The sequence below is a fragment of the Pseudomonas sp. Pseusp21 genome (assembly GCF_059492145.1).
In genome coordinates, this window is sequence record NZ_CP168520.1 from 3,655,083 (window position 1) to 3,674,217 (window position 19,135).

A 19,135-nucleotide genomic window follows, 5' to 3' on the forward strand; every position below is an offset into this window, starting at 1 on the left:
TAGACTGAGGCTACCGAATCGACAACGAAAGGGGTGCGATATGGCAAGTCTCTGGCTGTTTTTCCTGGCGCTGGCAGTGGTCTTTCTGTTGCCCGGCCCGGACATGATCCTGCTGTTGCAGACCGGTGCCCGTCAGGGACGCGGCGCAGCGCTGGCCACGGCGGTGGGTCTGGCCATCGCCCGAGGCTGTCATGTAGCGCTCGCGGCGCTGGGGCTGGCGGCGCTGTTCAAGGCGGCGCCGTGGACCTTCGATGCTGTGCGGATCGCCGGGGCGGCGTATTTGCTGTGGATCGGCATTCAATGCCTGCGCACCACGCTGTTGCCGGATCTGGACGCCGGCACCGTGACGGACAGTCATGCGCAGTGGTACGCGGCCATCCGCCGCGGCCTGCTGACCAACCTGCTCAACCCGAAAGCGTTACTGTTCTGCTCGGTGCTGCTGCCGCAGTTCATCGTGGCAAATGGCGCAGCGGTGCTGACCCAGTTCGCCGTGCTCGGTGCGATGCTGGTGGGCACAGGTCTGCTGTTCGACAGCGCCTACGCCCTGACCGGCGCCGCGCTGGGCCGCTGGCTGAAACACAGCCCGACGGCCCAGCGAGTGCAACAGTGGCTGTTCGGCAGCCTGTTGATCGGCTTTGCCGTGCGCCTGACGTTCGTCCAGCAGGCTTAGGCTTTGCGGGCCTTGCGCTGGCGGCGGGTGATCAGCAGCAACGCCACAGCGCTGAAGGCCACGATCGCTCCGATCTGCACCGGCCACTTGTACGGCCGCAGTGTCGAACGCACCGAATCGGTCACCTGAGTGACGTAGCGCTTGTCAGCGTTTTCAAAATCCGGATAAGGGCATTGATGGCCGAAATCCACGGCCCACGGGACGTACGGCCCTTCATCGACATAGCGTTTGTACAACGCACTCTGCTCTTCCAGGCTGCTGTTCCAGCCCGCCGCCGAGCACAACACAGCGGCGAACGCCTGACTGGTGTGCGGCAGATTATCCGCCGCACGGCTGGCCAGCGCCGTGGCGACAAAACGATAGTGATAACGCTCATCCGGTTGCGCTTCACTGGCCTTCTGACGTCGCACTTCGGCCTCGCTGACCAGCGGCCCGACTTTCAGCTCGGTGTTTTCCAGGCTGTAGTTGCCGCCGAAGGTCGCGTAATCCGGGGCCATTTCGTAGCCCAGGATGTCCATGCCCCACTCACGGGCTGTCCACGCAGCATTGAACAGTGCGCTGGCACGTTGGGTCGGCCACCACGCTGAGTCGGCCTTCAGGCGTTGCTCGCCATAGAGCCGGGCCTTGTTCTGCAGATCGGCATTGTCGAAATAACCGACCGCTTCTGCGTAGTGCCCCTCACGCAACAAGCGCCGCCCCAGCAGATTGCGCAGGCTGGCGGCCACCGGCAGCGGCACGTAATTGTCGCGATCCTGCTGGCTCAGCGCGGGCGGTGCCGGCACGTTGGTATCGACATAGTTTTTCAGCTCCTCGACCGTCAGCACTCGCTCGGCCACGGTCGCGGCGTCGAACCAGTAAATATGCTGGCTGCGATACAACTGGTCGAAGGCCTGCAGGTACTCGCCACGTTGCAGCGCAAGAATTGCGCTTTCACCTTCGACCCGGCATTTGGGCTGCACGGTTTCGAGATTCCAGTCGGCGGTACGCCGCTCGCCCCAGGATTCGTCCTGCGGGAACGCTTGCGCAGCCTTCGCGTAGGCCGCAGCCGCTGCGTTCCGATCGCTATCGCGCACCGCCAGTTTTGCCCGCAGCCACCACGCCAGACCGCTGTCGCCCGCGTGTTCGAGGAACGCCTTGGCGCTGGCGTAATCGCCTTGCTGATAATTCATCGCCGCCAGGCGATCAGCGTTGTCGAGGCTGCCGCGCGTGCTCGCTTGCAGCGCTTTGACCAGCTTCTTCTCGTTCGGTGGCTCATCGCCGAACGACCAGCCGATCCGGCTGATCAGCGAGGCGGTCACCAGTTGCTGCACCGCTTCGCGGCGCAGCAATTTCGCCAGCCGATCTTCGGGCTCCTCGGCCAGTTCGTTCATCAACTGCTTCAGCGAGGTGTAACCGACGTCCGAGCCGTGCAGGTTCTGCGCGGCATACAGCTTGATCGCGCTGTTCCAGTCACCCGCCATGCGCAACGCCCGCGCCTCTTCGCCGAGGCTGGCCACGCCCAGTTCCAGCGGATCGCTGAAACCGTCGATGCTCAATTGCCGCGTCTGGCGGAAGGCGTCGATGGCGTTTTCCAAGGCTTCGAGCGCATCGCCCGCTTCGCTGCTCATGGCAAAGAACGCCCGGCCCAGCGAATACGCGGCCCAGGTGCTGCGCAACGCACGCTGATCGGCCGGCAGCGCCAGCAACTGACGGAAATACTCGACCGCCAGTTGATGGTCACCGGCGCCGAACGCCACCGCGCCCGCCACATACAGACGCAGTTCCGCCGGCAGGCTCGCACCCTGCGCGTCGACCTGACGCGCGTCGGTCAGGCTGCGCAGCTGTTTGACCAGCGCTTGCTGTTCAGGCGTCAGGCCGATCTGCTCGGCCTTGTCGCGCACCTCGGCGGGTTCTGGCGCCTCGGCGTAGATGTCATCCGGATTGTGGGTGGCGGCGGTGACGTTCTTCAGCCCGGCGATGGTTTTGCCGAGGCGACTGATCTCGAACCTGAAGTTGCCCTCCGGCAGCTCCGCCAGCGATTGCCCGCGATCGTCGAGCAGACGCATCGGGAAGTCCGGGCCACAGGCCAGCGCCGAGCCCAGCGGCAGGCTGAGGCTCAGGCAAAGCAGATGGCGGGGCCAGTTACGGGTCAACATGCGAACCTCCTTGATCAATATTTGCGCAGCGTGCCCAACCGATCGCGCGCTGCCCTCCCGCCGGCAATCGGCCGTCGCGCAGGCGGGTGAAGGTAAGCAGATCCGGGTCTTGTTGCAACGAATAACCGGCGAGCGCGTCAGCGCCTTCGCAGCCCCGGGCCTGGATGGTGATGCGGGCGGGCCAGGCGCTGTCGAGGTTACCGACGTTACGCAGGGCAATGTCTTGCAGGCCATTCTGTTCGGTAAACACCACGCCGAGCTGGCTGCTCAACGCATCGCCTCGGGCGACCGCGCGCAGCGTGCTCAGGCTCCAGGCTCTGCGGTCGTTGGCCAACGGCAGACGAAACCAGATCAGGCCGGCCAGATGCGCCGGGCGATCCTCGCGCAATTCATTGGCGAGTCGGCCCAGTTGTTGCGGATCGGCGAGCAATTCGCGCCGCTGACCACCGCGCTCGAGCGGTACTTCGCTTTCCACCACCGGAGCGCCATCGACATCCGGCAACAGCGCTACACCATAGGCCGGCAGCGCCAGATAAAACGGTTTGTCGGTCACTCGCCCCCAGGCCTTGGCCCAGCGCTGCGCCTGTTCGGAGTCGAACAGACCGCGACGCGGATCGCTGACGGCATGCACCTGCAACACACTGCTGTCGACGGTCGCCAGCAGCGCGGGCAATTGCGGGCTGTCGAGCCAGGCAGGCAGCGCGGTGATGCTCAGTGGCAGGCTGGCCGGCAATGCGCCGCGCAAGTGTGTGAGGAATTCGGTATAGGCCGACAGTCGGGCACTGCCGGCATCATGGTCGATCTCGACCCCGGCCAAGGTAAGCCCCTGAACTTGCCAGTCAGCGAGCACTTGAAGGATTTGCGCCGTAACCGCTTGCGAATCGAGCGCCTTGAGCTGGCCGTCGAGGCGAATCACCGCGATCAACGGCCGGGCATCGCGTCTCAGCAACGCAGAATCGACGCGTGCCCGACTCCATCCGGCATTCGGGAACGCCTGCAACGCCAAGACCCGCAACGTCGAAAAGTCGTTGCGACTGTCATTCAGGGCAAGCTCATGGGCCGGCGTCCATTGCCGTTGCCAGACGTAAAGTTGCTGATCGAGTGGCACTGCGTCCTGTCGCTCACAAGCACACAGCAACAACACAGCCACCAGGGCGGACCACCCGATGATAAAGCGCATACCTTGCAGATCCCTGAGACATCAGGCTGCAAGGTTACACAAAAGCGTTCAGGGCTTGCGGGCAATGATGACCTGACTTTTCGCCACCACCGCATCCAGCGCCTGCTTGATCTGCGCGCCGCGCGGCGAGTCGAGCACCGCTTGCCAGGTCTCGGCCCAATGGTTGAGCAGCGGATGATCCGGGTTGCTGAATTCGACCTTCGCTTCCCAGAACAGCATCATCCACATCGACCAGTAAAAGCCGTACTGGCTATGGCTGATGATCTCGAGTCCCGCCTCGCTGACCATCGCCTTGAACTGCTCTTCGCTGATGATGCGAATGTGGTTGGGCTTCTGGAAATACTCCGGCGCGGCGATGTCTTTTTGCAGGTCTTCGGAGCTGGGGTGCGGCACGGTCAGCAGATACAGCGCGCCCGACTGGCCGACGCGCACCAGTTCGGCAAGGAACTGCGCCGGGTCGTCGACGTGTTCGATGACTTCAGTGGACACCACGCGAGTGGCGGTGCCATCGGCGATCGGCAGCGGATTGCAGTCGGTCACATGGCATTCGACGCCACGCGCCGGCGTATCGCTCAGGCGCTGGCGAGTCGCTTCGACCTTGGCGCCGTCGATGTCGGCAATGATGATCTTCGCCCCGCGCATGCCGCAGAAATGCACGTTGCCACCGTCGCCGCAGCCAACGTCCAGCAAGGTGTCGTCGGCGGTCACCGGGAAGCCTTTGAACAGCTCGCCGGTTTCCTGGTTGAACCAGCCGCTGAGCATCGCGTCGTGCAGGCCGAGCATGTAAGGGTCGACCTTGTCGGCGACCGGTGCGACAGCGTGTGCGGGGGCCGGAGCCGCCGTGAGTTTTTTCAAAAGGCTCAGCATGAGGTGGCTCCAGGGGGCGAGACAACGGTTCGCGAGGTGCCGAGGCGTTTCACCAGCGTGGCGCCTCGATTGCGCATGGGCATTTCGATCAAGCGGTAATTGAGTTCGCTGAGCAGCACGATCAGGCCACCGGCAATCAGCAGCGTCATGATCGGATGCCCGGCCGGGCTCGGCAGGCCGGCACCCTGCAAACGGAAAATCAGTTCCCGCACCAGTTGATAGGCCGGGATGTGGATCAGGTAAATGCCGTAGGAGCGGCTGCCGATCCATGCCATCAGTCGTTGCAGGCCACCGGCCGGCAGCAGGTAATTGCGGTCGTATGAAGCGATCCACACCAGCACGGCGCTGAGCACGGCGATAGACCCGATGCGGTAACCGGCGAAGGTGAAACGGTCGGTGGCCATGAAGCTCAGCAGCGCTCCGAGGCCGATCAGCGCGAACACTCCGGCCCATGGCCGCCGCAGGAATACCGGCTCCCAACGGCGATAACCCGGCTGCACGCTCCACATGGCCAACAGCACACCCAGCGCCAGCGCATCGGTACGAATCACCATCAACAGCGGCGTGCGCACCGTGAACAATTGCACCGCCACCAGCGCCAGCAATGCCCACACCAGATACTTGCGGCACAGCATGATCACAAGCGGGAACAACAGGTAGAACTGCTCCTCCAGCGCCAGGCTCCAGTAGACGAAACTGCTGCCGTATTCGTAATGAAAGAACGCATCGGCAAAGCGGAAGTTGGCGTACTGCAGCACCCCGGCCAACGTGGCCTGGACGTTGGCGGACCACGTCCCGAACGCGCCTGATCGATTCAGAAACACGCACGCCAGCAGCATCAACGCCAGCCACAGCCAGGCCGAGGGCAACAGACGAAACGCCCGACGCAGCCAGAAATTGCGCGTCTGCTCCCAGTATTCCTGGCGATTGCTGCAACCGCTCAGCGCCGGGATCAGGCTGCGGGCAATGACAAACCCCGAGATCGCAAAAAACAGGTCAACGCCCCACCATGGCTGCGCCCAGGCATGAACCCTTTCAAGCAGCGGCACCGGGTCGGTGAACAGGCTGCCCTGCAGGTGATGAAACAGCACGCCGAGTACCGCGACAGCGCGCAGGACTTCGATGTCCATGATCCGCTTGCCGCTCATGACACAGGTCCTGCATCGAGCGGTTTGCGGGCGATGATCACCTGACTCTTGGGCATGAACCGGTCGAGCATCTGCTTGATCGCCAAACCGTCTGGCTGCGCCAGCAAGTCCTGCCAGGTTCTGGCCCAGCTCTCCATCAACGGTGGATACGGCGCCTGGATCCGGTCGCGCACGGCACCGCCAAGGTCACGGCCAGCAGCCCGCTCGCTGGCCCAGAAAAAGATCATGCCCATGACCCAGAAAAATCCCGTGGCCTGACGATGCTCAATCACCAGACCAGCATCCTCAACCAATGCCGCGAAGCGTTCCGGGGTGAAGATCTGCACATGATTGGGCGACTGGTAATAACCCGCCGGGGCGATGCCCTGCTGCAAATGCTCGCCCACTGGTGCCGGCACGCTGAGCAGGTACAGCGCACCGGGACGGCCCATGCGTACCAGCTCGGCCATGAACGGCTCGGGATGATCGATGTGTTCCAGCACTTCCATGCACACGACCTTGCTCGCACAGCCGTCGCTCAGCGGCAATGGCAGGCTGTTGCTGACCAGACCGAGACTGGCCTTGCGGCTCTGCGCTTCGACTTGTCGGGCGAGGTCGCGCACCTTGTCGTGTTCGCTGTCGGTGAAGATCACCGAGGCGCCCTGGCGCACGGCGAACAATGTCGCGACACCCTCGCCACACCCCACGTCGAGCAGGGTGTCGTCCGCGTCAATGACAAAGCCCTTGAGCAACTCACCACTGTCGCCGTGAAACCAGCCGTCGAGCATGGCGTCATGCAGACCCACATCCCTGGGCGACACGCCCGCGGCAACCGGTTCAGGCACGGATACCGGCGCCGGGTGCGCAACCGGACGCAAACGCCTCAGCCATGCGCGGATCATGTCCCCGTGGCTTCCGTTGCAGCGGCACCAAGGTGCTCGTGTACCTGAACGAGAAAATCGCGCAACCGCTGCTCGGCCACCGCCTGACTGCAGAACGCCTGCAGGCTGGCAACGGCCTGCGCCGACATCTGTGCATAGCGCCCGGGATCGTTCTTCGCCACCTCATAGCTGTCGCGATAGGCCACACAGACCGACGCCCAGTTGGTCATATAGCGCAACGTGCGGAACGCCTTGCGCGGATCGTGAGGCCAGGCGGTGAGTTCATCGGTGGACTCCACCACGAATGCGTTATCGGTGCTCAGGTAATCGATCATCGCCGTGGTGCGCGGCGCCACAGCCGGCTTGCCGCAGGACATGAATTCCATCAGTGGCAGACACTGGCCCTCGCCGTAGGACGTGTTGACCACGTACCGGGTGGCCTGCACGAGACGCTCGTAGTCGGCATCCGCGAGGTAGCCGTAAATCAGCACGATGCGACAGCGGTAGGACTGGTTCTTGTACAGATGATGAAGAATGTCGCTGAGCGCCTCTTCGGCATCGTGGTGCGTGAGCTTGAGCACCAGTGTCGCGTCTTCGACATCGCGAAACGTCACACAGAAGGCGCTGAGCATGTCTTCCCAGTTCTTGCGTCCGTCACCGGGATTGAATACCGAGGTATAGACGACCCCCTCCAGTAGCAACTCTTGCTCGCGCACCGGTGCCTGGAAATCGATACCCTGGCCACGGCGCAGGTGTTTCGGGCCAAACGCATTGAGATCAAGCTGACGACTGTCGGCCACCAGCCCCTTGATCGTCAGGCGTACCGGCCCTGTCGAGGGCTGGCCCTGAAGCTGCGCGCCACGGGCCGCGAAGCGATCCCACACCGGCGCCGGCACCGCGACAATCGGGTAATCGGCGCCCATGGCCTCGCGCACGGCGTTGACCGTGTAGGTGGAATGGGTGATCGCCGCGCCGCAGGCCCGGAGCACCGTGCGCCAGTCATTGCGCGGCTCGTTGTCGAAGGGTTCGTTGGGGATGGTGCTGAATTCCCAGGCGAACACCGGCAACGTCGGACATGCCAGGTGGATCGGCGTGCGGTGCGGCGGCGAGAACGACAGGAACACGCAGGGCTCGCCACGGGACAGGCATTCCAGATACAACGCATCGACTTCGCGCGCCGGATCGACGACTTCCACCACACGCCCAAGGCGTTCGAGCACCGGGCGATACTCCTTGAGCACGAAGTAATAGCTGTACTCCGAACGCCCCAGGTTCTGCGCGATGGTGTGCTGGTTGGTTTCCGAATGAATGATGATCAGCATGAGGCGTTGTCCGTCACGGGGGCGGCATCGGCAGCCAGCGGCACGAGGCCGAAAAAGTCCGCCATGCGCCGTTGTACCGGGGCAAACGCGCAGTAATCGTGCATGCGTTCGACAGCGGCGGCAGACATGCGCGCGTATTCCTGCGGCTGCGCCTTGGCCATCCGGTAGCTGTTCTCATAGGCGCTTTTGAGCGAAGCCCAGTCCGGCCGATAGCGCAGGGTGCGGTAAATGATGCGGGTGTCCTGGGGCCAGATCGTCAGCTCTTCGCTGGACCGGACGACGAAGGCCACGGTGTCGTCGATGTAGTCTTCCATGGCCGTGTGATCCGGGGCGATCACCGGTTTGCCGCTGGACATGAACTCCATCAATGGCAGGCACAGGCCTTCGCAGCGTGAGGCGTTCACGTAGAAACTCGCAGCCTGGTAGAGCCGCGCGTATTGCGCGTCGTCCAGATAACCATGCATCACCAGCACCCGGCAGGCGAACGGTGTCAGTTGTGCGAGCAGGGTCATCAGTTCGCTGTAGTAGGACGCCAGATCGTTCTGGGTAATCTTCAGCACCAGTGTCGCGTCAGGCGTTTCGCGAAAGGCCCAGCAGAAGGCGGTAACCAGATGATGCCAGTTCTTGCGGCCGTCCCTGGGGTTGAACACCGTCACGTAGATCACGCCTTCCACCGTGGTCTCGACCACCGAGGACGTGTCCGGCAGATCCAGCGGCGGTGGCTCGGCCACGGCCACCGCATGCGGAGCGGCAATGGCCGGCAGGCGTTTCTCGAGCCAGGCGTGTGTGCGATCCGACAGCAGATCCTGCACACCTTCCCAGTACCAGTGATGCAGGAACTTCACCCGTTCTTCACCCGCCCCCAGCCTCCACAGACGCAGATAATGACGGGCAATGACCAGGCGGCGTTTGAACGTCAGCGGTGGCGGGCGCAGTGCCTCGATTTCAGCCAGTTGTTCGGCGGTCAGCGGTTTGGGCAGCAAATCGTCGGCAGACAGTCCCAGCGTGCGGCTGTCGAAAATGCAGCCCTTGATAGCCAGGGTCGCGCCGGGATTGATCGGCTCACTGACATGTTGCTCACGAATGGCGGCGAAGTTTTCCCACAAGGGCGTCGGCAGCACGAGTACCGGAAAGTCCTCGCCCATGGCGCGGCGGATCGCCCGGGCAGTGTGGCTCGACAGCGTGATGACCCGTCCCTGTCGTGCGAGCATCTGCGTCCAGTCGTGGCGCGGATCATCGTCCCATGATTCATCGGGGATCGAATCGAACTCCCATGCGATGACGCAAATCGTCGGGCATTCAAGGTCGGTCGGGGTATTTTGTGGCGGCGTGAAGGACAGGAAAACGCTGCTTTCACCGGCGGCGAGCAGTTGCCGATAGAGTGGATCAACCTCGACGCTGTTAGACACCACATGCACCCGCCCCAGGCTTTCCAGCACCGGGCGATAGGCCTTGAGCACGAAGTAGTAGCTGTATTCGGGACGCCCCAGACTCTGGCTGATGGAGCGGTCGTTGACGTCCGAGTAGAGAATGAAATTCATGGCATCCCACGGTGCAACCGCCATCCCGGCAGCTTCACGCTATGACGGCCGGGCGTCGGATCGAACCGGCATCAGCGCTGTTCGTCCTGCGTCATCGGGCACGTCTCTGTTCTTGTTTTAATGGTCGGTTTTACCCTGTCGCACGATCCTTGCGAAAAGCCGCCGGGGATCGCGACGAGGGGCATTCTAAACACATCCGTCGCGCCTTCGGGAACCGCCCGGCGAGAAAAACCCGACTACTCTGACGAGAACTGACCGGTCACGGTTTGGCCGGTTGAAATTGCTGCGCAATTGGCACAGATTGGCAGCCAAACAACTACAACAATGACTTCACCTGCCGTTCTGCCCGGTTTTTTCAGGGGTCTGACAGACATTCCCTTAAAGCCTGTGGGAAGAGGTGAAAGTTAAAGACCAAGGGGTCGCTGTTTGAAAAAAAGTCTGTTCATCACGGGCCTCAGTGGGTTCGTAGGACAACACATCCAGTCACGTCTGCAAGGGGAAGACGCGACGTGGCAGCTGCTGCCTGCCGCCTCGGCTTACGACCTGACAAAACCGGACAGCCTCATCGATCTCTGGCCACAGCTGCCCGACGCGGTCATTCACCTGGCTGGCCAGACCTTCGTCCCCGAAGCCTTCCGCGACCCGGCACGCACCTTCGACATCAACCTGCTCGGCACCTTGAACCTGTTGCAGGCCCTCAAGGCCCGTGGCTTCAAGGGCACGTTCCTGTATGTCAGCTCGGGCGATGTCTACGGCCAGGTCGAAGAACCCGCGCTGCCGATCACCGAACAACAACCACCCTGCCCGCGCAATCCCTATGCGGTCAGCAAGCTGTCGGCCGAATTCCTCAGCCTGCAATGGGGCCTCAGCGAAGGCTGGCCGGTGCTGGTGGCGCGGCCGTTCAACCACATCGGTACCGGGCAGAAGGAAAGCTTCGTCATCGCCAGCGCCGCGCGGCAGATCAACCGCATCAAGCAAGGACTGCAAGCGCCGCGCCTGGAAGTCGGCGACATCGATGTCACCCGCGATTTCCTCGATGTCGGCGACGTGGTCTCGGCCTATTTCGCACTGCTGGAGAAAGGCACGCCGGGGCAGGTCTACAACATTTGCTCAGGCCGTGAGCAAAGCATCCGCAGCCTCATCGAACAGATGGGCGACCTGGCCGAGGTCGAGCTGCAACTGGTTCAGGATCCGGCGCGCATGCGCCGCGCGGATCAGCGTCGCGTCTGCGGCAGCCACCAACGGCTGGCCCGGACCACAGGATGGACGCCGCAAATCACTACACAACAATCCCTGCGGGCGATCCTGTCCGACTGGGAGACGCGAGTACGACAAGAATGACAAAAAGTGCATTGATCACCGGGATCACCGGCCAGGACGGCGCGTATCTGGCCAAGCTGCTGCTCGACAAGGGTTACAAGGTTCACGGCCTTGTCGCACGGCGCAGCAGCGACTCGCGCTGGCGCCTGCGGGAGATGGGCGTCGAAGCGGACATCGTCTACCTGGATGGCGACATGGCCGATGCCTGCTCGGTGCAGCGCGCGGTGATCAAGTCGGCACCGGACGAGGTGTATAACCTGGCAGCCCAGAGCTTCGTCGCTGCCTCCTGGGACCAACCGGTGACCACCGGGATCGTCGATGGCCTGGGCGTGACCCACCTGCTCGAAGCGATCCGTCAGTTCAGCCCGCACACGCGTTTCTATCAAGCGTCCACCAGCGAAATGTTCGGTCTGATCCAGGCCGAGCAGCAAGACGAGAACACCCCGTTCTACCCGCGCAGTCCTTACGGCGTGGCCAAACTCTATGGCCACTGGATCACCGTCAACTACCGCGAAAGCTTCAACCTGCACGCCAGCAGCGGCATTCTGTTCAATCATGAATCGCCCCTGCGCGGCATCGAATTCGTGACCCGCAAGGTCACCGACGCCGCCGCCCGGATCAAACAGGGCAAACAGCAGGAGCTGGCCCTGGGCAACATCGACGCCAAGCGCGACTGGGGCTTTGCCGGTGATTACGTCGAGGCCATGTGGCTGATGCTGCAACAGGACAAGCCCGACGATTTCGTGGTCGCCACCGGCGTCACCACCACCGTGCGCGAGATGTGCCGCATCGCCTTCGATCACGTCGGCCTGAACTACCGGGATTACGTGAAGATCGACCCGGCGTTTTTCCGCCCGGCGGAAGTCGAAGTGCTGCTCGGCAACCCGGCCAAGGCCCAGCGCGTGCTCGGCTGGAAACCCAGGACCGACCTCGACACCCTGATCCGCATGATGATGGATGCGGACATGAAACGCGTCGCCAAGGAGTAGGCCATGCTGATCCCCGTGATTCTGTCCGGCGGTGCCGGCACCCGTTTGTGGCCGGTTTCCCGCGAAGGCCATCCGAAGCCGTTCATGACCCTGCCCGACGGCCAGTCCCTGCTGGGCAAGACCTACCGGCGCGCCGCCGCGCTGCTGGACGGCTGGGGCGACATTGTCACGGTGACCAACCGCGAGTACTACTTCCAGAGCAAGGATCACTATCAGGCCGCGCGCCTGTCCCGGCATCGCGGACACTTCCTGCTCGAGCCCACCGGACGCAACACCGCACCGGCCATTGCGGCGGCGGCACTCTCGCTGCAAGCCCTGCACGGTGATGCGGCAATCATGGTGGTGATGCCCGCCGACCATTTGATCGTCAATGAAGAGGCGCTCAAAAGCGCGGTCGAGCACGCGGTCAATCTGGCGAAGGACGGTTATCTGGTGACCTTTGGCGTGGTGCCGACCGCCCCGGAAACCGGCTTCGGTTACATCGAGACCGGCGCACCGCTCAACGACCGGGGCGCGGCCAAGGTCCAGCGATTCGTGGAAAAACCCGACCTGCAGACCGCCACCCATTATCTGGAGAGCGGCAATTTTCTGTGGAATTCGGGGATGTTCTGTTTCTCCACCGCAACGGTGATCGCCGAGCTGGCGCTGCACGCCCCCGAGCTGCTGGAACAGGCCCGCGCCTGCATGGCCGCCAGCGAACCGGTGGAAACCGCCGGTTGCCTGCAACAGGAACTGTCGCCCCAGCTGTTCGCCGAGATCACCGACATCTCCATCGACTACGCACTGATGGAGCGCTCGGAAAAGGTTGTGGTGGTGCCGGCGGGTTTCGACTGGAGCGACATCGGATCATGGGGTGCAGTGGCCGCGCTGGTGCCGGCGGACGCGGATAACAACCGCGCCAGCGGCGAAGCGATCTTCATCGACAGCCGCAACAACTTCGTTCAAAGCGATGGCCGGCTGGTGGCTGCCGTCGGTGTGGAAGACCTGATAATCATCGACACCGCCGACGCCGTGCTGGTAGCCCACGCCGACCGTGCCCAGGATGTGCGACGCGTGGCCAAACAGCTCAAGGACAAATCCCACGAAGCCTATCGCCTGCATCGTACGGTCAGCCGTCCGTGGGGCACTTACACCGTGCTCGAAGAAGGCCCGCGCTTCAAGATCAAGCGCATCGTGGTCAAACCCGGCGGCAAGCTGTCGTTGCAGATGCACCATCACCGCAATGAACACTGGGTGGTGGTCGAAGGCATGGCCAAAGTCACCAACAACGGCAGCGGCACGACCCTGGTGGCGAAGAACGAATCGACGTTCATTGCCGCCGGTCACAAGCACCGTCTGGAAAACCCCGGCGTGATCGACTTGGTGATCATCGAAGTACAAAGCGGTGAATACCTGGGAGAGGACGACATCGTCCGCTTCGAAGACCAATACGGCAGGACGGTGTGAATGCTGCTTTCCCTGTACCGCTCGCTGCACGACTATCGGGGTTTCATCCTCGGTAGCGTCAAGCGGGAGTTTCAAGCGCGGTATCGCAATTCGCTGTTCGGCGCGCTGTGGACGGTACTCAACCCGCTGTCGATGATCATCGTGTACACGGTGATCTTTTCCCACATCATGCGCGCCCGCCTGCCCGGCGTGGACGACGGCATGGCCTACAGCGTCTACCTGTGCGCCGGGCTGCTGACCTGGGGCCTGTTCTCGGAAATCACCCTGCGCAGCCAGAACATGTTTCTGGAAAACGCCAACCTGCTGAAAAAAATCAGCTTCCCGCGCCTGTGCCTGCCGGTGATCGTGCTGCTCAATGCAGGAATCAACTTCGCGATCATCATCGGCCTGTTCCTCGGGTTTCTGCTGATCAGCGGGCGCTGGCCGGGCATAGCCCTGCTGGCACTGGTGCCGCTGCTGGCGCTGCAAGTGCTGTTCTGCGCCGGACTGGGCATGATCCTCGGCGTGCTCAACGTGTTCTTTCGCGATGTCGGGCAATTGTTCGCCATCTGCCTGCAATTCTGGTTCTGGCTGACGCCGATCGTGTACCCGCTGAGCATCCTGCCCGAGTGGGTGCAGCGCCTGTTGCAGCTCAATCCGCTGACCAACCTGATCGGCAGTTACCAGAATCTGTTTCTCTATGGTCAGTGGCCGGTGTGGAGTTCGCTGCTGCCAATCTTCGTGATCGGCCTGCTGTTGTGCGCGGTCGGCCTGCGCCTGTTTCGTCGGCGGGTCGGCGAAATGGTGGATGAACTCTGATGGGGCACATACGCGTCACAGGCCTGGGCAAGGCCTACAAGCAGTACCCCACCCGCTGGAGTCGCCTGGCCGAATGGCTGATTCCTTTTTCGCCGATGCGCCATCGCCAGCACTGGGTGCTGCAGGACGTGAATTTTGAAATCGCTCCCGGTGAAGCGGTGGGGATTGTCGGGGTCAACGGCGCCGGCAAAAGCACCCTGCTGAAAATGATCACCGGCACCACTCAACCGACCTGCGGCCAGATTCAGCTTGTGGGCCGGGTCGCGGCGCTGCTGGAACTGGGCATGGGGTTTCACCCGGACTTCACCGGCCGACAGAACGCAATCATGGCCGGGCAACTGCTGGGCATGCAGGTCGAAGACATCGAAGCCCTGATGCCGGACATCGAACGCTTCGCGGAAATCGGCGAGGCCATCGATCACCCGGTGCGCACCTACTCCAGCGGCATGCAGATGCGCCTGGCCTTCAGCGTCGCCACCGCGCGCCGCCCGGATATTTTGATCGTCGACGAAGCGCTTTCGGTGGGCGATGCCTACTTCCAACACAAGAGCTTCGACCGCATCCGCAGCTTCCGCAAGGCCGGCACCACGCTGTTGATCGTGTCCCACGACCGCTCCGCGATCCAGTCGATCTGCGACTCGGCGATCCTGCTCGAAGGCGGCCACATGGTGATGCACGACAAACCCGAAGCGGTCATGGATTACTACAACGCCCTGCTCGCCGAACGCGAAGGCCAGACCGTGCGCCAGGAACTGCTCGACGGCGGCCAGGTACGCACTGTGTCGGGCACCGGCGAGGCCGGGATCCTCAGCGTGCGCCTGCTCGATGAACGCGGACGCTCCATCGACGCCGCCGAAGTCGGTCAGCCGGTGACACTGGAAGTCGAGGTGGAGATTCGCCAGGACATCGAGCGGCTGGTGCTCGGCTTCATGATCAAGGATCGCCTGGGCCAGGCCATGTACGGCATCAACACCCACCGTCAGAACCAGGCGCTGGAAGACCTGAGTGCGGGTGAACGCATCATCTATCGCTTCGCCTTCGTCATGGGCCTGGGCAAGGGCAATTACTCCGTGGCCCTGAGCCTGTCGCGACTGGACTCGCACCTGGACCGCAACTTCGAATGGCGTGACTACGGTCTGGTGTTCCACGTGATCAACAACCGCCAGGAAGATTTCGTCGGCTGTTCATGGCTGGGCGCCAGCACCTCGATCACCCGCCACGCGGACAGCCTCGCGGAGCGCGCGCCATGACCCGCCTGCTGGTTGAATGCACCCACGTGTTCAAACACCCGAAGGTCAATTCGGGGATTCAGCGGGTGGTGCGCAACGTCATCAAACAGCTGCCGCCGAGCGCCGAAGGGATCGAATGCGTGCCGGTGGTTCTGCTCAAGGGCCAGTTGTACCGAGTGAAGCGTCTGGCGCCGCTGGATTCGCCGCTGTTCAATGCCATCGTCACGTTTGGCGAACGTCTTGAACGGCTGGCTCATCGTTTCTGGCAGCTGCATCAACGGCTGGACACTCGTTGCCGCACAAAACTGGCACGACGCGTGTTGTACGTCGGCTATCGCCTGACCTCGTTCGGTGCATTCGGGCTACCGCTGCGGCTGGTCGGGCTAGTCAATCGCTATCAAATGCCCCAACGCTGCGAGCCGCTGCAACACCAGCCGGGCGATCAACTGGTGCTGCTGGATTCGTCCTGGCATTCCGACTTTTTCCTGCATGCCGAGCGCCTCAAACAGGAAGGCCTGGGCATCGTTGCGGTGATCTACGACCTGATTCCCCTGTCCCACCCGCAGTTTTACGACACGCGGCTGGTCGAGGTGTACAGCGAGTGGTTCGACTGGATCGCCCGCAACGCCGACGGCTTCATGGCCATTTCCGCCACCGTGCGTGATCAGTTGCGTGCAGAAATGCAGCGTCGCCTCGGGTCGGCACAAGTCGGCAAACGCTGGTTCGACTACTTTCACCTCGGTTCGGAGCTGGATCTGCAGAGCGTCGAAGCCGCCGTCGAACCACGTTTGCAACAGCTGTTCGCAACACCGGAGCCGGTGTTCCTGATGGTCAGCACCATCGAGCCGCGCAAGAACCACGACTATCTGCTGGATGCCTTCGACCATGCCTGGGCGAACGGCTCGAAAGCCCGGTTGTGCATTGCCGGGCGCATTGGCTGGAAGTGCGACGCGCTGCTGGCCCGGATCCGCCATCATCCCGAGCTGAACCGACGCCTGTTCATGTTCAACGACTTGAGCGACACCAGCCTCGAACATGCCTACGCCCATGCCAGCGCGCTGGTGTTTCCCTCGTTCGTCGAAGGTTTCGGCCTGCCGCTGGTGGAAGCCATGCAGCGCGGGCTGCCGGCGATGGGCAGCGACATCCCGGTGTTTCGCGAGATCGGCGGTGAGTTCATGGCCTATTTCGACCTGCAGTCGCCGCAAAGCCTCGCCGATCTGGTGCAGAGCTTTGAGCGCAGCGGCCGATTCCCCGCCGCCCGCGATGTCAGCGACTGGCATTGGATCGGCTGGCGGGAAGCCAGCGCGCAACTGGCCGAGCGTACCGCGCGCCATGTGCTGGAGGCACCTCAGGTGTCAGCGAGGCAACATGCGCATAGCCCTTAACGCCCGCATCCTCCAGGCACCGCGCACCGGCATCGGCCATTACGTGGCCGAACTGGTGAATGCCTTGCACACTGAAACCGATATCGAGGTGGCGCTGTTCCATGGCTGGGGCTGGAGTGCGCAACTGCCGGAAGCGGCGATGCCCGGTTATTCGCGCCTGACGCCGCTGCTGCGGCAGATCCCCGGGGCCTATCAGGCGCGCCGCTGGCTTGAACAGAAACGCTTCGATCAGGGCCCGGCGCAACCGGTCGATCTGTACCACGAACCGAGTCTGTGGCCGCTGGCCTTCGATGGCCCGACCGTGATTACCCTGCACGATCTCACGCACCTGCATTTCCCCGAGACCCAGCCACCGGCGCGGCTGCGGGAAATCGAGCGCCGGCTCGCCGAAGGCGTACGCCAGGCGCGGATCATTCTGACCGACTCGCAAGCCATCGCTGACGAGGCCCGGGAGTATTTCGGACTGCCTGCCGAGCGCTTCGTGGTCGCGCCGCTGGGTGTCGCCGAGCGTTTCAGGCCGCGCGATCCACAAGCCATCGATGCGGTGCTCAAGGCCCATGCGGTCGAGTACCGGGAGTACTTTCTCTGCGTCGGCACCCTGGAGCCGCGCAAGAACCTGAATCTGGCCCTGCGCGCCCACGCGCTGTTGCCAGATCGGGTGCGCCAGCGTTTCCCGCTGTTGATCGTCGGCATGGCCGGCTGGCAGCGCGACCAGTTCAGTGATGAATTGCGACAGGCACTGGCTAGCGGGCACGTGTGCCTGCTCGGCTACCTGCCCGATGAGCAAGTCGCGCAATTGCTGGCCGGCGCCCGGGCGCTGATTTTTCCGTCGCTGTATGAAGGTTTCGGCCTGCCGGTGCTGGAAGCGATGGCCAGCGGCACGCCAGTGGTAATCACCCGCTCTTCGGCCATGCCGGAAGTGGCGGGCGACGCCGGCAACTATATTGAAGCTGACGATGCAGACGGCTTGCGTGATGCGATGAGCCGACTGATCGATGATCAAGCGCACTGGCAGGCATGCCGGGAAGCCGGATTGCAGCAGGCACGGCTTTTTTCCTGGAAGCGTTGCGCGCAGGCCACGGCCGGCGCCTACCACCAGGCCATGGGAGGTTGAATGCGAGTTCTTCATTTCTTCAAGACGTACCTGCCTGACTCGGTCGGCGGTATCGAGCAAGTGATCTTTCAACTCTGCGAAAGTGGCGCCCAACACGGCATCGAAGGCCAGGTGCTGACCCTCAGCGCCAATCCAGAACCTGCGGTGGTGCGTCTCGGCCAGCATGAAGTGCATCGGGCCAAACTGGATATCCAGTTCGCCTCCACGGGTTTTTCCTGGAGCGTGTTCAAGCAGTTTCGTGAACTGGCCGCCGAAGCCGACGTAATCAACTACCACTTCCCGTGGCCGTTCATGGATCTCGTGCATTTTGCCAGCGGCGTGAACAAACCGACGGTGGTGACCTATCACTCGGACATCATTCGCCAGAAGCACCTGCTCAAACTCTATCGCCCGCTGATGAACCGCTTTCTCGCCAGCGCCGACCGGATTGTCGCGGCTTCGCCAAACTATCTGCACACCAGTGATGTGTTGCAGCAATTCCAGGACAAGACTCGCGTCATCCCCTATGGCTTGAACAAGGCCGGTTATCCACAGCCTGACGTCGAGCGCATGAACCGCTGGCGTCAGCAGCTTGGGGACAAGTTTTTCCTGTTCGTCGGGGTGATGCGCTATTACAAAGGCCTGCACATCCTGCTCGAAGCCTTGAAAGACGTGGACTATCCGGTAGTGATCGTCGGCGCCGGCCCGCTGGAGCAGGAACTGCACGCCCAGGCCGCGGCCCTGGGTCTGCGCAACATTCATTTCCTCGGACGGCTGAGCGATGAAGACAAGGTCGCCCTGCTGCAACTGAGCTACGCCATCGTGTTCCCGTCGCACCTGCGCTCGGAAGCGTTCGGCATTTCGCTGCTCGAAGGCGCGATGTACGGCAAACCGATGATCTCCAGCGAGATCGGCACCGGCACCAGCTACATCAACATCCACAACGAAACCGGACTGGTGGTGCCACCGAGTCATCCACCGGCATTTCGCGAAGCGATGCGCACCCTGTGGGAAAACCCGGCCCGCGCCGCCGAAATGGGCCTCAAGGCTGAGGCCCGCTATCGGCAGTTATTCACAGCCGATGAAATGGGCCGCAAATGGACCGAGCTGTATCAGGAGCTGCTGGAAGAAAAGGCGTTGTCCTACGCCTGA

The 19,135-nt window shown here is 62.7% G+C and carries 16 protein-coding genes; 9 read left to right on the forward strand and 7 right to left on the reverse strand.

The genetic code is table 11. From position 1 onward, the window contains the following. Positions 1 to 40 precede the first annotated feature (40 nt). Positions 41 to 670: a LysE family translocator gene (locus tag ACEN93_RS16715; RefSeq protein WP_039765022.1), complete on the forward strand. Its 630-nt coding sequence runs from the start codon at positions 41 to 43 to the stop codon at positions 668 to 670. Here the strand turns inward: ACEN93_RS16715 and ACEN93_RS16720 are convergent. Genes ACEN93_RS16720 through ACEN93_RS16750 form a run of 7 tightly spaced genes read right to left on the reverse strand, consistent with a single transcriptional unit; the run spans position 667 to position 9,723 of the window. Further along, complete coding sequence (locus ACEN93_RS16720; RefSeq protein ID WP_495610284.1) at positions 667 to 2,805, reverse strand: hypothetical protein; 2,139 nt, start codon at positions 2,803 to 2,805, stop codon at positions 667 to 669. The two genes, ACEN93_RS16715 and ACEN93_RS16720, sit on opposite strands and share 4 nt — an antisense overlap. After that, complete coding sequence (locus ACEN93_RS16725) at positions 2,792 to 3,985, reverse strand: DUF3142 domain-containing protein (RefSeq protein ID WP_210710294.1); 1,194 nt, start codon at positions 3,983 to 3,985, stop codon at positions 2,792 to 2,794. Before ACEN93_RS16725 ends, ACEN93_RS16720 begins: the two co-directional genes overlap by 14 nt. Positions 3,986 to 4,033: 48 nt before the next feature. Continuing rightward, a complete protein-coding gene (locus tag ACEN93_RS16730; protein ID WP_039765018.1) occupies positions 4,034 to 4,852 on the reverse strand; it encodes a class I SAM-dependent methyltransferase in 819 nt (272 codons plus the stop codon). Next, positions 4,846 to 6,000 (reverse strand): acyltransferase family protein, encoded by a 1,155-nt coding sequence (locus tag ACEN93_RS16735; RefSeq protein ID WP_495610285.1) that lies wholly within the window; start codon positions 5,998 to 6,000, stop codon positions 4,846 to 4,848. The genes ACEN93_RS16730 and ACEN93_RS16735 overlap by 7 nt, the downstream gene beginning before the upstream one ends. After that, complete coding sequence (locus ACEN93_RS16740; protein ID WP_074689851.1) at positions 5,997 to 6,881, reverse strand: class I SAM-dependent methyltransferase; 885 nt, start codon at positions 6,879 to 6,881, stop codon at positions 5,997 to 5,999. The genes ACEN93_RS16735 and ACEN93_RS16740 overlap by 4 nt, the downstream gene beginning before the upstream one ends. After that, positions 6,878 to 8,182, reverse strand: a complete 1,305-nt coding sequence (locus ACEN93_RS16745; protein WP_074689849.1) for a glycosyltransferase — start codon at positions 8,180 to 8,182, stop codon at positions 6,878 to 6,880. The genes ACEN93_RS16740 and ACEN93_RS16745 overlap by 4 nt, the downstream gene beginning before the upstream one ends. After that, the gene (locus tag ACEN93_RS16750) at positions 8,176 to 9,723 is read right to left on the reverse strand and encodes a glycosyltransferase (RefSeq protein ID WP_495610286.1); all 1,548 of its coding nucleotides are present in this window, start codon (positions 9,721 to 9,723) and stop codon (positions 8,176 to 8,178) included. The genes ACEN93_RS16745 and ACEN93_RS16750 overlap by 7 nt, the downstream gene beginning before the upstream one ends. A gap of 426 nt (positions 9,724 to 10,149) precedes the next feature. On the opposite strand from ACEN93_RS16750, the gene ACEN93_RS16755 reads away from it, so the two are divergent. The 8 genes from ACEN93_RS16755 to ACEN93_RS16790 are packed head-to-tail and all read left to right on the forward strand — an operon-like array spanning position 10,150 to position 19,135. Next, positions 10,150 to 11,064 (forward strand): GDP-mannose 4,6-dehydratase, encoded by a 915-nt coding sequence (locus ACEN93_RS16755; protein ID WP_103385804.1) that lies wholly within the window; start codon positions 10,150 to 10,152, stop codon positions 11,062 to 11,064. Beyond that, a complete protein-coding gene (gmd, locus tag ACEN93_RS16760) occupies positions 11,061 to 12,032 on the forward strand; it encodes a GDP-mannose 4,6-dehydratase (RefSeq protein WP_039765008.1) in 972 nt (323 codons plus the stop codon). Before ACEN93_RS16755 ends, gmd begins: the two co-directional genes overlap by 4 nt. A gap of 3 nt (positions 12,033 to 12,035) precedes the next feature. Beyond that, a complete protein-coding gene (locus ACEN93_RS16765; protein ID WP_039765006.1) occupies positions 12,036 to 13,478 on the forward strand; it encodes a mannose-1-phosphate guanylyltransferase/mannose-6-phosphate isomerase in 1,443 nt (480 codons plus the stop codon). Then, positions 13,479 to 14,276 (forward strand): ABC transporter permease, encoded by a 798-nt coding sequence (locus tag ACEN93_RS16770; protein WP_210710298.1) that lies wholly within the window; start codon positions 13,479 to 13,481, stop codon positions 14,274 to 14,276. Then, entirely contained in the window at positions 14,276 to 15,526 is a 1,251-nt protein-coding gene (locus ACEN93_RS16775; RefSeq protein ID WP_163973769.1) for an ABC transporter ATP-binding protein, read from the forward strand. The genes ACEN93_RS16770 and ACEN93_RS16775 overlap by 1 nt, the downstream gene beginning before the upstream one ends. Then, positions 15,523 to 16,890, forward strand: a complete 1,368-nt coding sequence (locus ACEN93_RS16780; RefSeq protein WP_085667310.1) for a glycosyltransferase family 4 protein — start codon at positions 15,523 to 15,525, stop codon at positions 16,888 to 16,890. Before ACEN93_RS16775 ends, ACEN93_RS16780 begins: the two co-directional genes overlap by 4 nt. Beyond that, positions 16,874 to 18,004, forward strand: a complete 1,131-nt coding sequence (locus ACEN93_RS16785; protein ID WP_039764999.1) for a glycosyltransferase family 4 protein — start codon at positions 16,874 to 16,876, stop codon at positions 18,002 to 18,004. The genes ACEN93_RS16780 and ACEN93_RS16785 overlap by 17 nt, the downstream gene beginning before the upstream one ends. Beyond that, complete coding sequence (locus tag ACEN93_RS16790) at positions 18,005 to 19,135, forward strand: glycosyltransferase family 4 protein (RefSeq protein WP_064600616.1); 1,131 nt, start codon at positions 18,005 to 18,007, stop codon at positions 19,133 to 19,135.

What these genes read in the sequence shown, in the direction of transcription:
- ACEN93_RS16715 (WP_039765022.1), top strand. Translation starts at nt 41, where the DNA reads ATGGCAAGTCTCTGGCTGTTTTTCCTGGCGCTGGCAGTGGTCTTTCTG.
- ACEN93_RS16720 (WP_495610284.1), bottom strand. Translation starts at nt 2,805, where the DNA reads ATGTTGACCCGTAACTGGCCCCGCCATCTGCTTTGCCTGAGCCTCAGC.
- ACEN93_RS16725 (WP_210710294.1), bottom strand. Translation starts at nt 3,985, where the DNA reads ATGCGCTTTATCATCGGGTGGTCCGCCCTGGTGGCTGTGTTGTTGCTG.
- ACEN93_RS16730 (WP_039765018.1), bottom strand. Translation starts at nt 4,852, where the DNA reads ATGCTGAGCCTTTTGAAAAAACTCACGGCGGCTCCGGCCCCCGCACAC.
- ACEN93_RS16735 (WP_495610285.1), bottom strand. Translation starts at nt 6,000, where the DNA reads ATGAGCGGCAAGCGGATCATGGACATCGAAGTCCTGCGCGCTGTCGCG.
- ACEN93_RS16740 (WP_074689851.1), bottom strand. Translation starts at nt 6,881, where the DNA reads ATGATCCGCGCATGGCTGAGGCGTTTGCGTCCGGTTGCGCACCCGGCG.
- ACEN93_RS16745 (WP_074689849.1), bottom strand. Translation starts at nt 8,182, where the DNA reads ATGCTGATCATCATTCATTCGGAAACCAACCAGCACACCATCGCGCAG.
- ACEN93_RS16750 (WP_495610286.1), bottom strand. Translation starts at nt 9,723, where the DNA reads ATGAATTTCATTCTCTACTCGGACGTCAACGACCGCTCCATCAGCCAG.
- gmd (WP_039765008.1), top strand. Translation starts at nt 11,061, where the DNA reads ATGACAAAAAGTGCATTGATCACCGGGATCACCGGCCAGGACGGCGCG.
- ACEN93_RS16765 (WP_039765006.1), top strand. Translation starts at nt 12,036, where the DNA reads ATGCTGATCCCCGTGATTCTGTCCGGCGGTGCCGGCACCCGTTTGTGG.
- ACEN93_RS16770 (WP_210710298.1), top strand. Translation starts at nt 13,479, where the DNA reads ATGCTGCTTTCCCTGTACCGCTCGCTGCACGACTATCGGGGTTTCATC.
- ACEN93_RS16775 (WP_163973769.1), top strand. Translation starts at nt 14,276, where the DNA reads ATGGGGCACATACGCGTCACAGGCCTGGGCAAGGCCTACAAGCAGTAC.
- ACEN93_RS16780 (WP_085667310.1), top strand. Translation starts at nt 15,523, where the DNA reads ATGACCCGCCTGCTGGTTGAATGCACCCACGTGTTCAAACACCCGAAG.
- ACEN93_RS16785 (WP_039764999.1), top strand. Translation starts at nt 16,874, where the DNA reads ATGCGCATAGCCCTTAACGCCCGCATCCTCCAGGCACCGCGCACCGGC.
- ACEN93_RS16790 (WP_064600616.1), top strand. Translation starts at nt 18,005, where the DNA reads ATGCGAGTTCTTCATTTCTTCAAGACGTACCTGCCTGACTCGGTCGGC.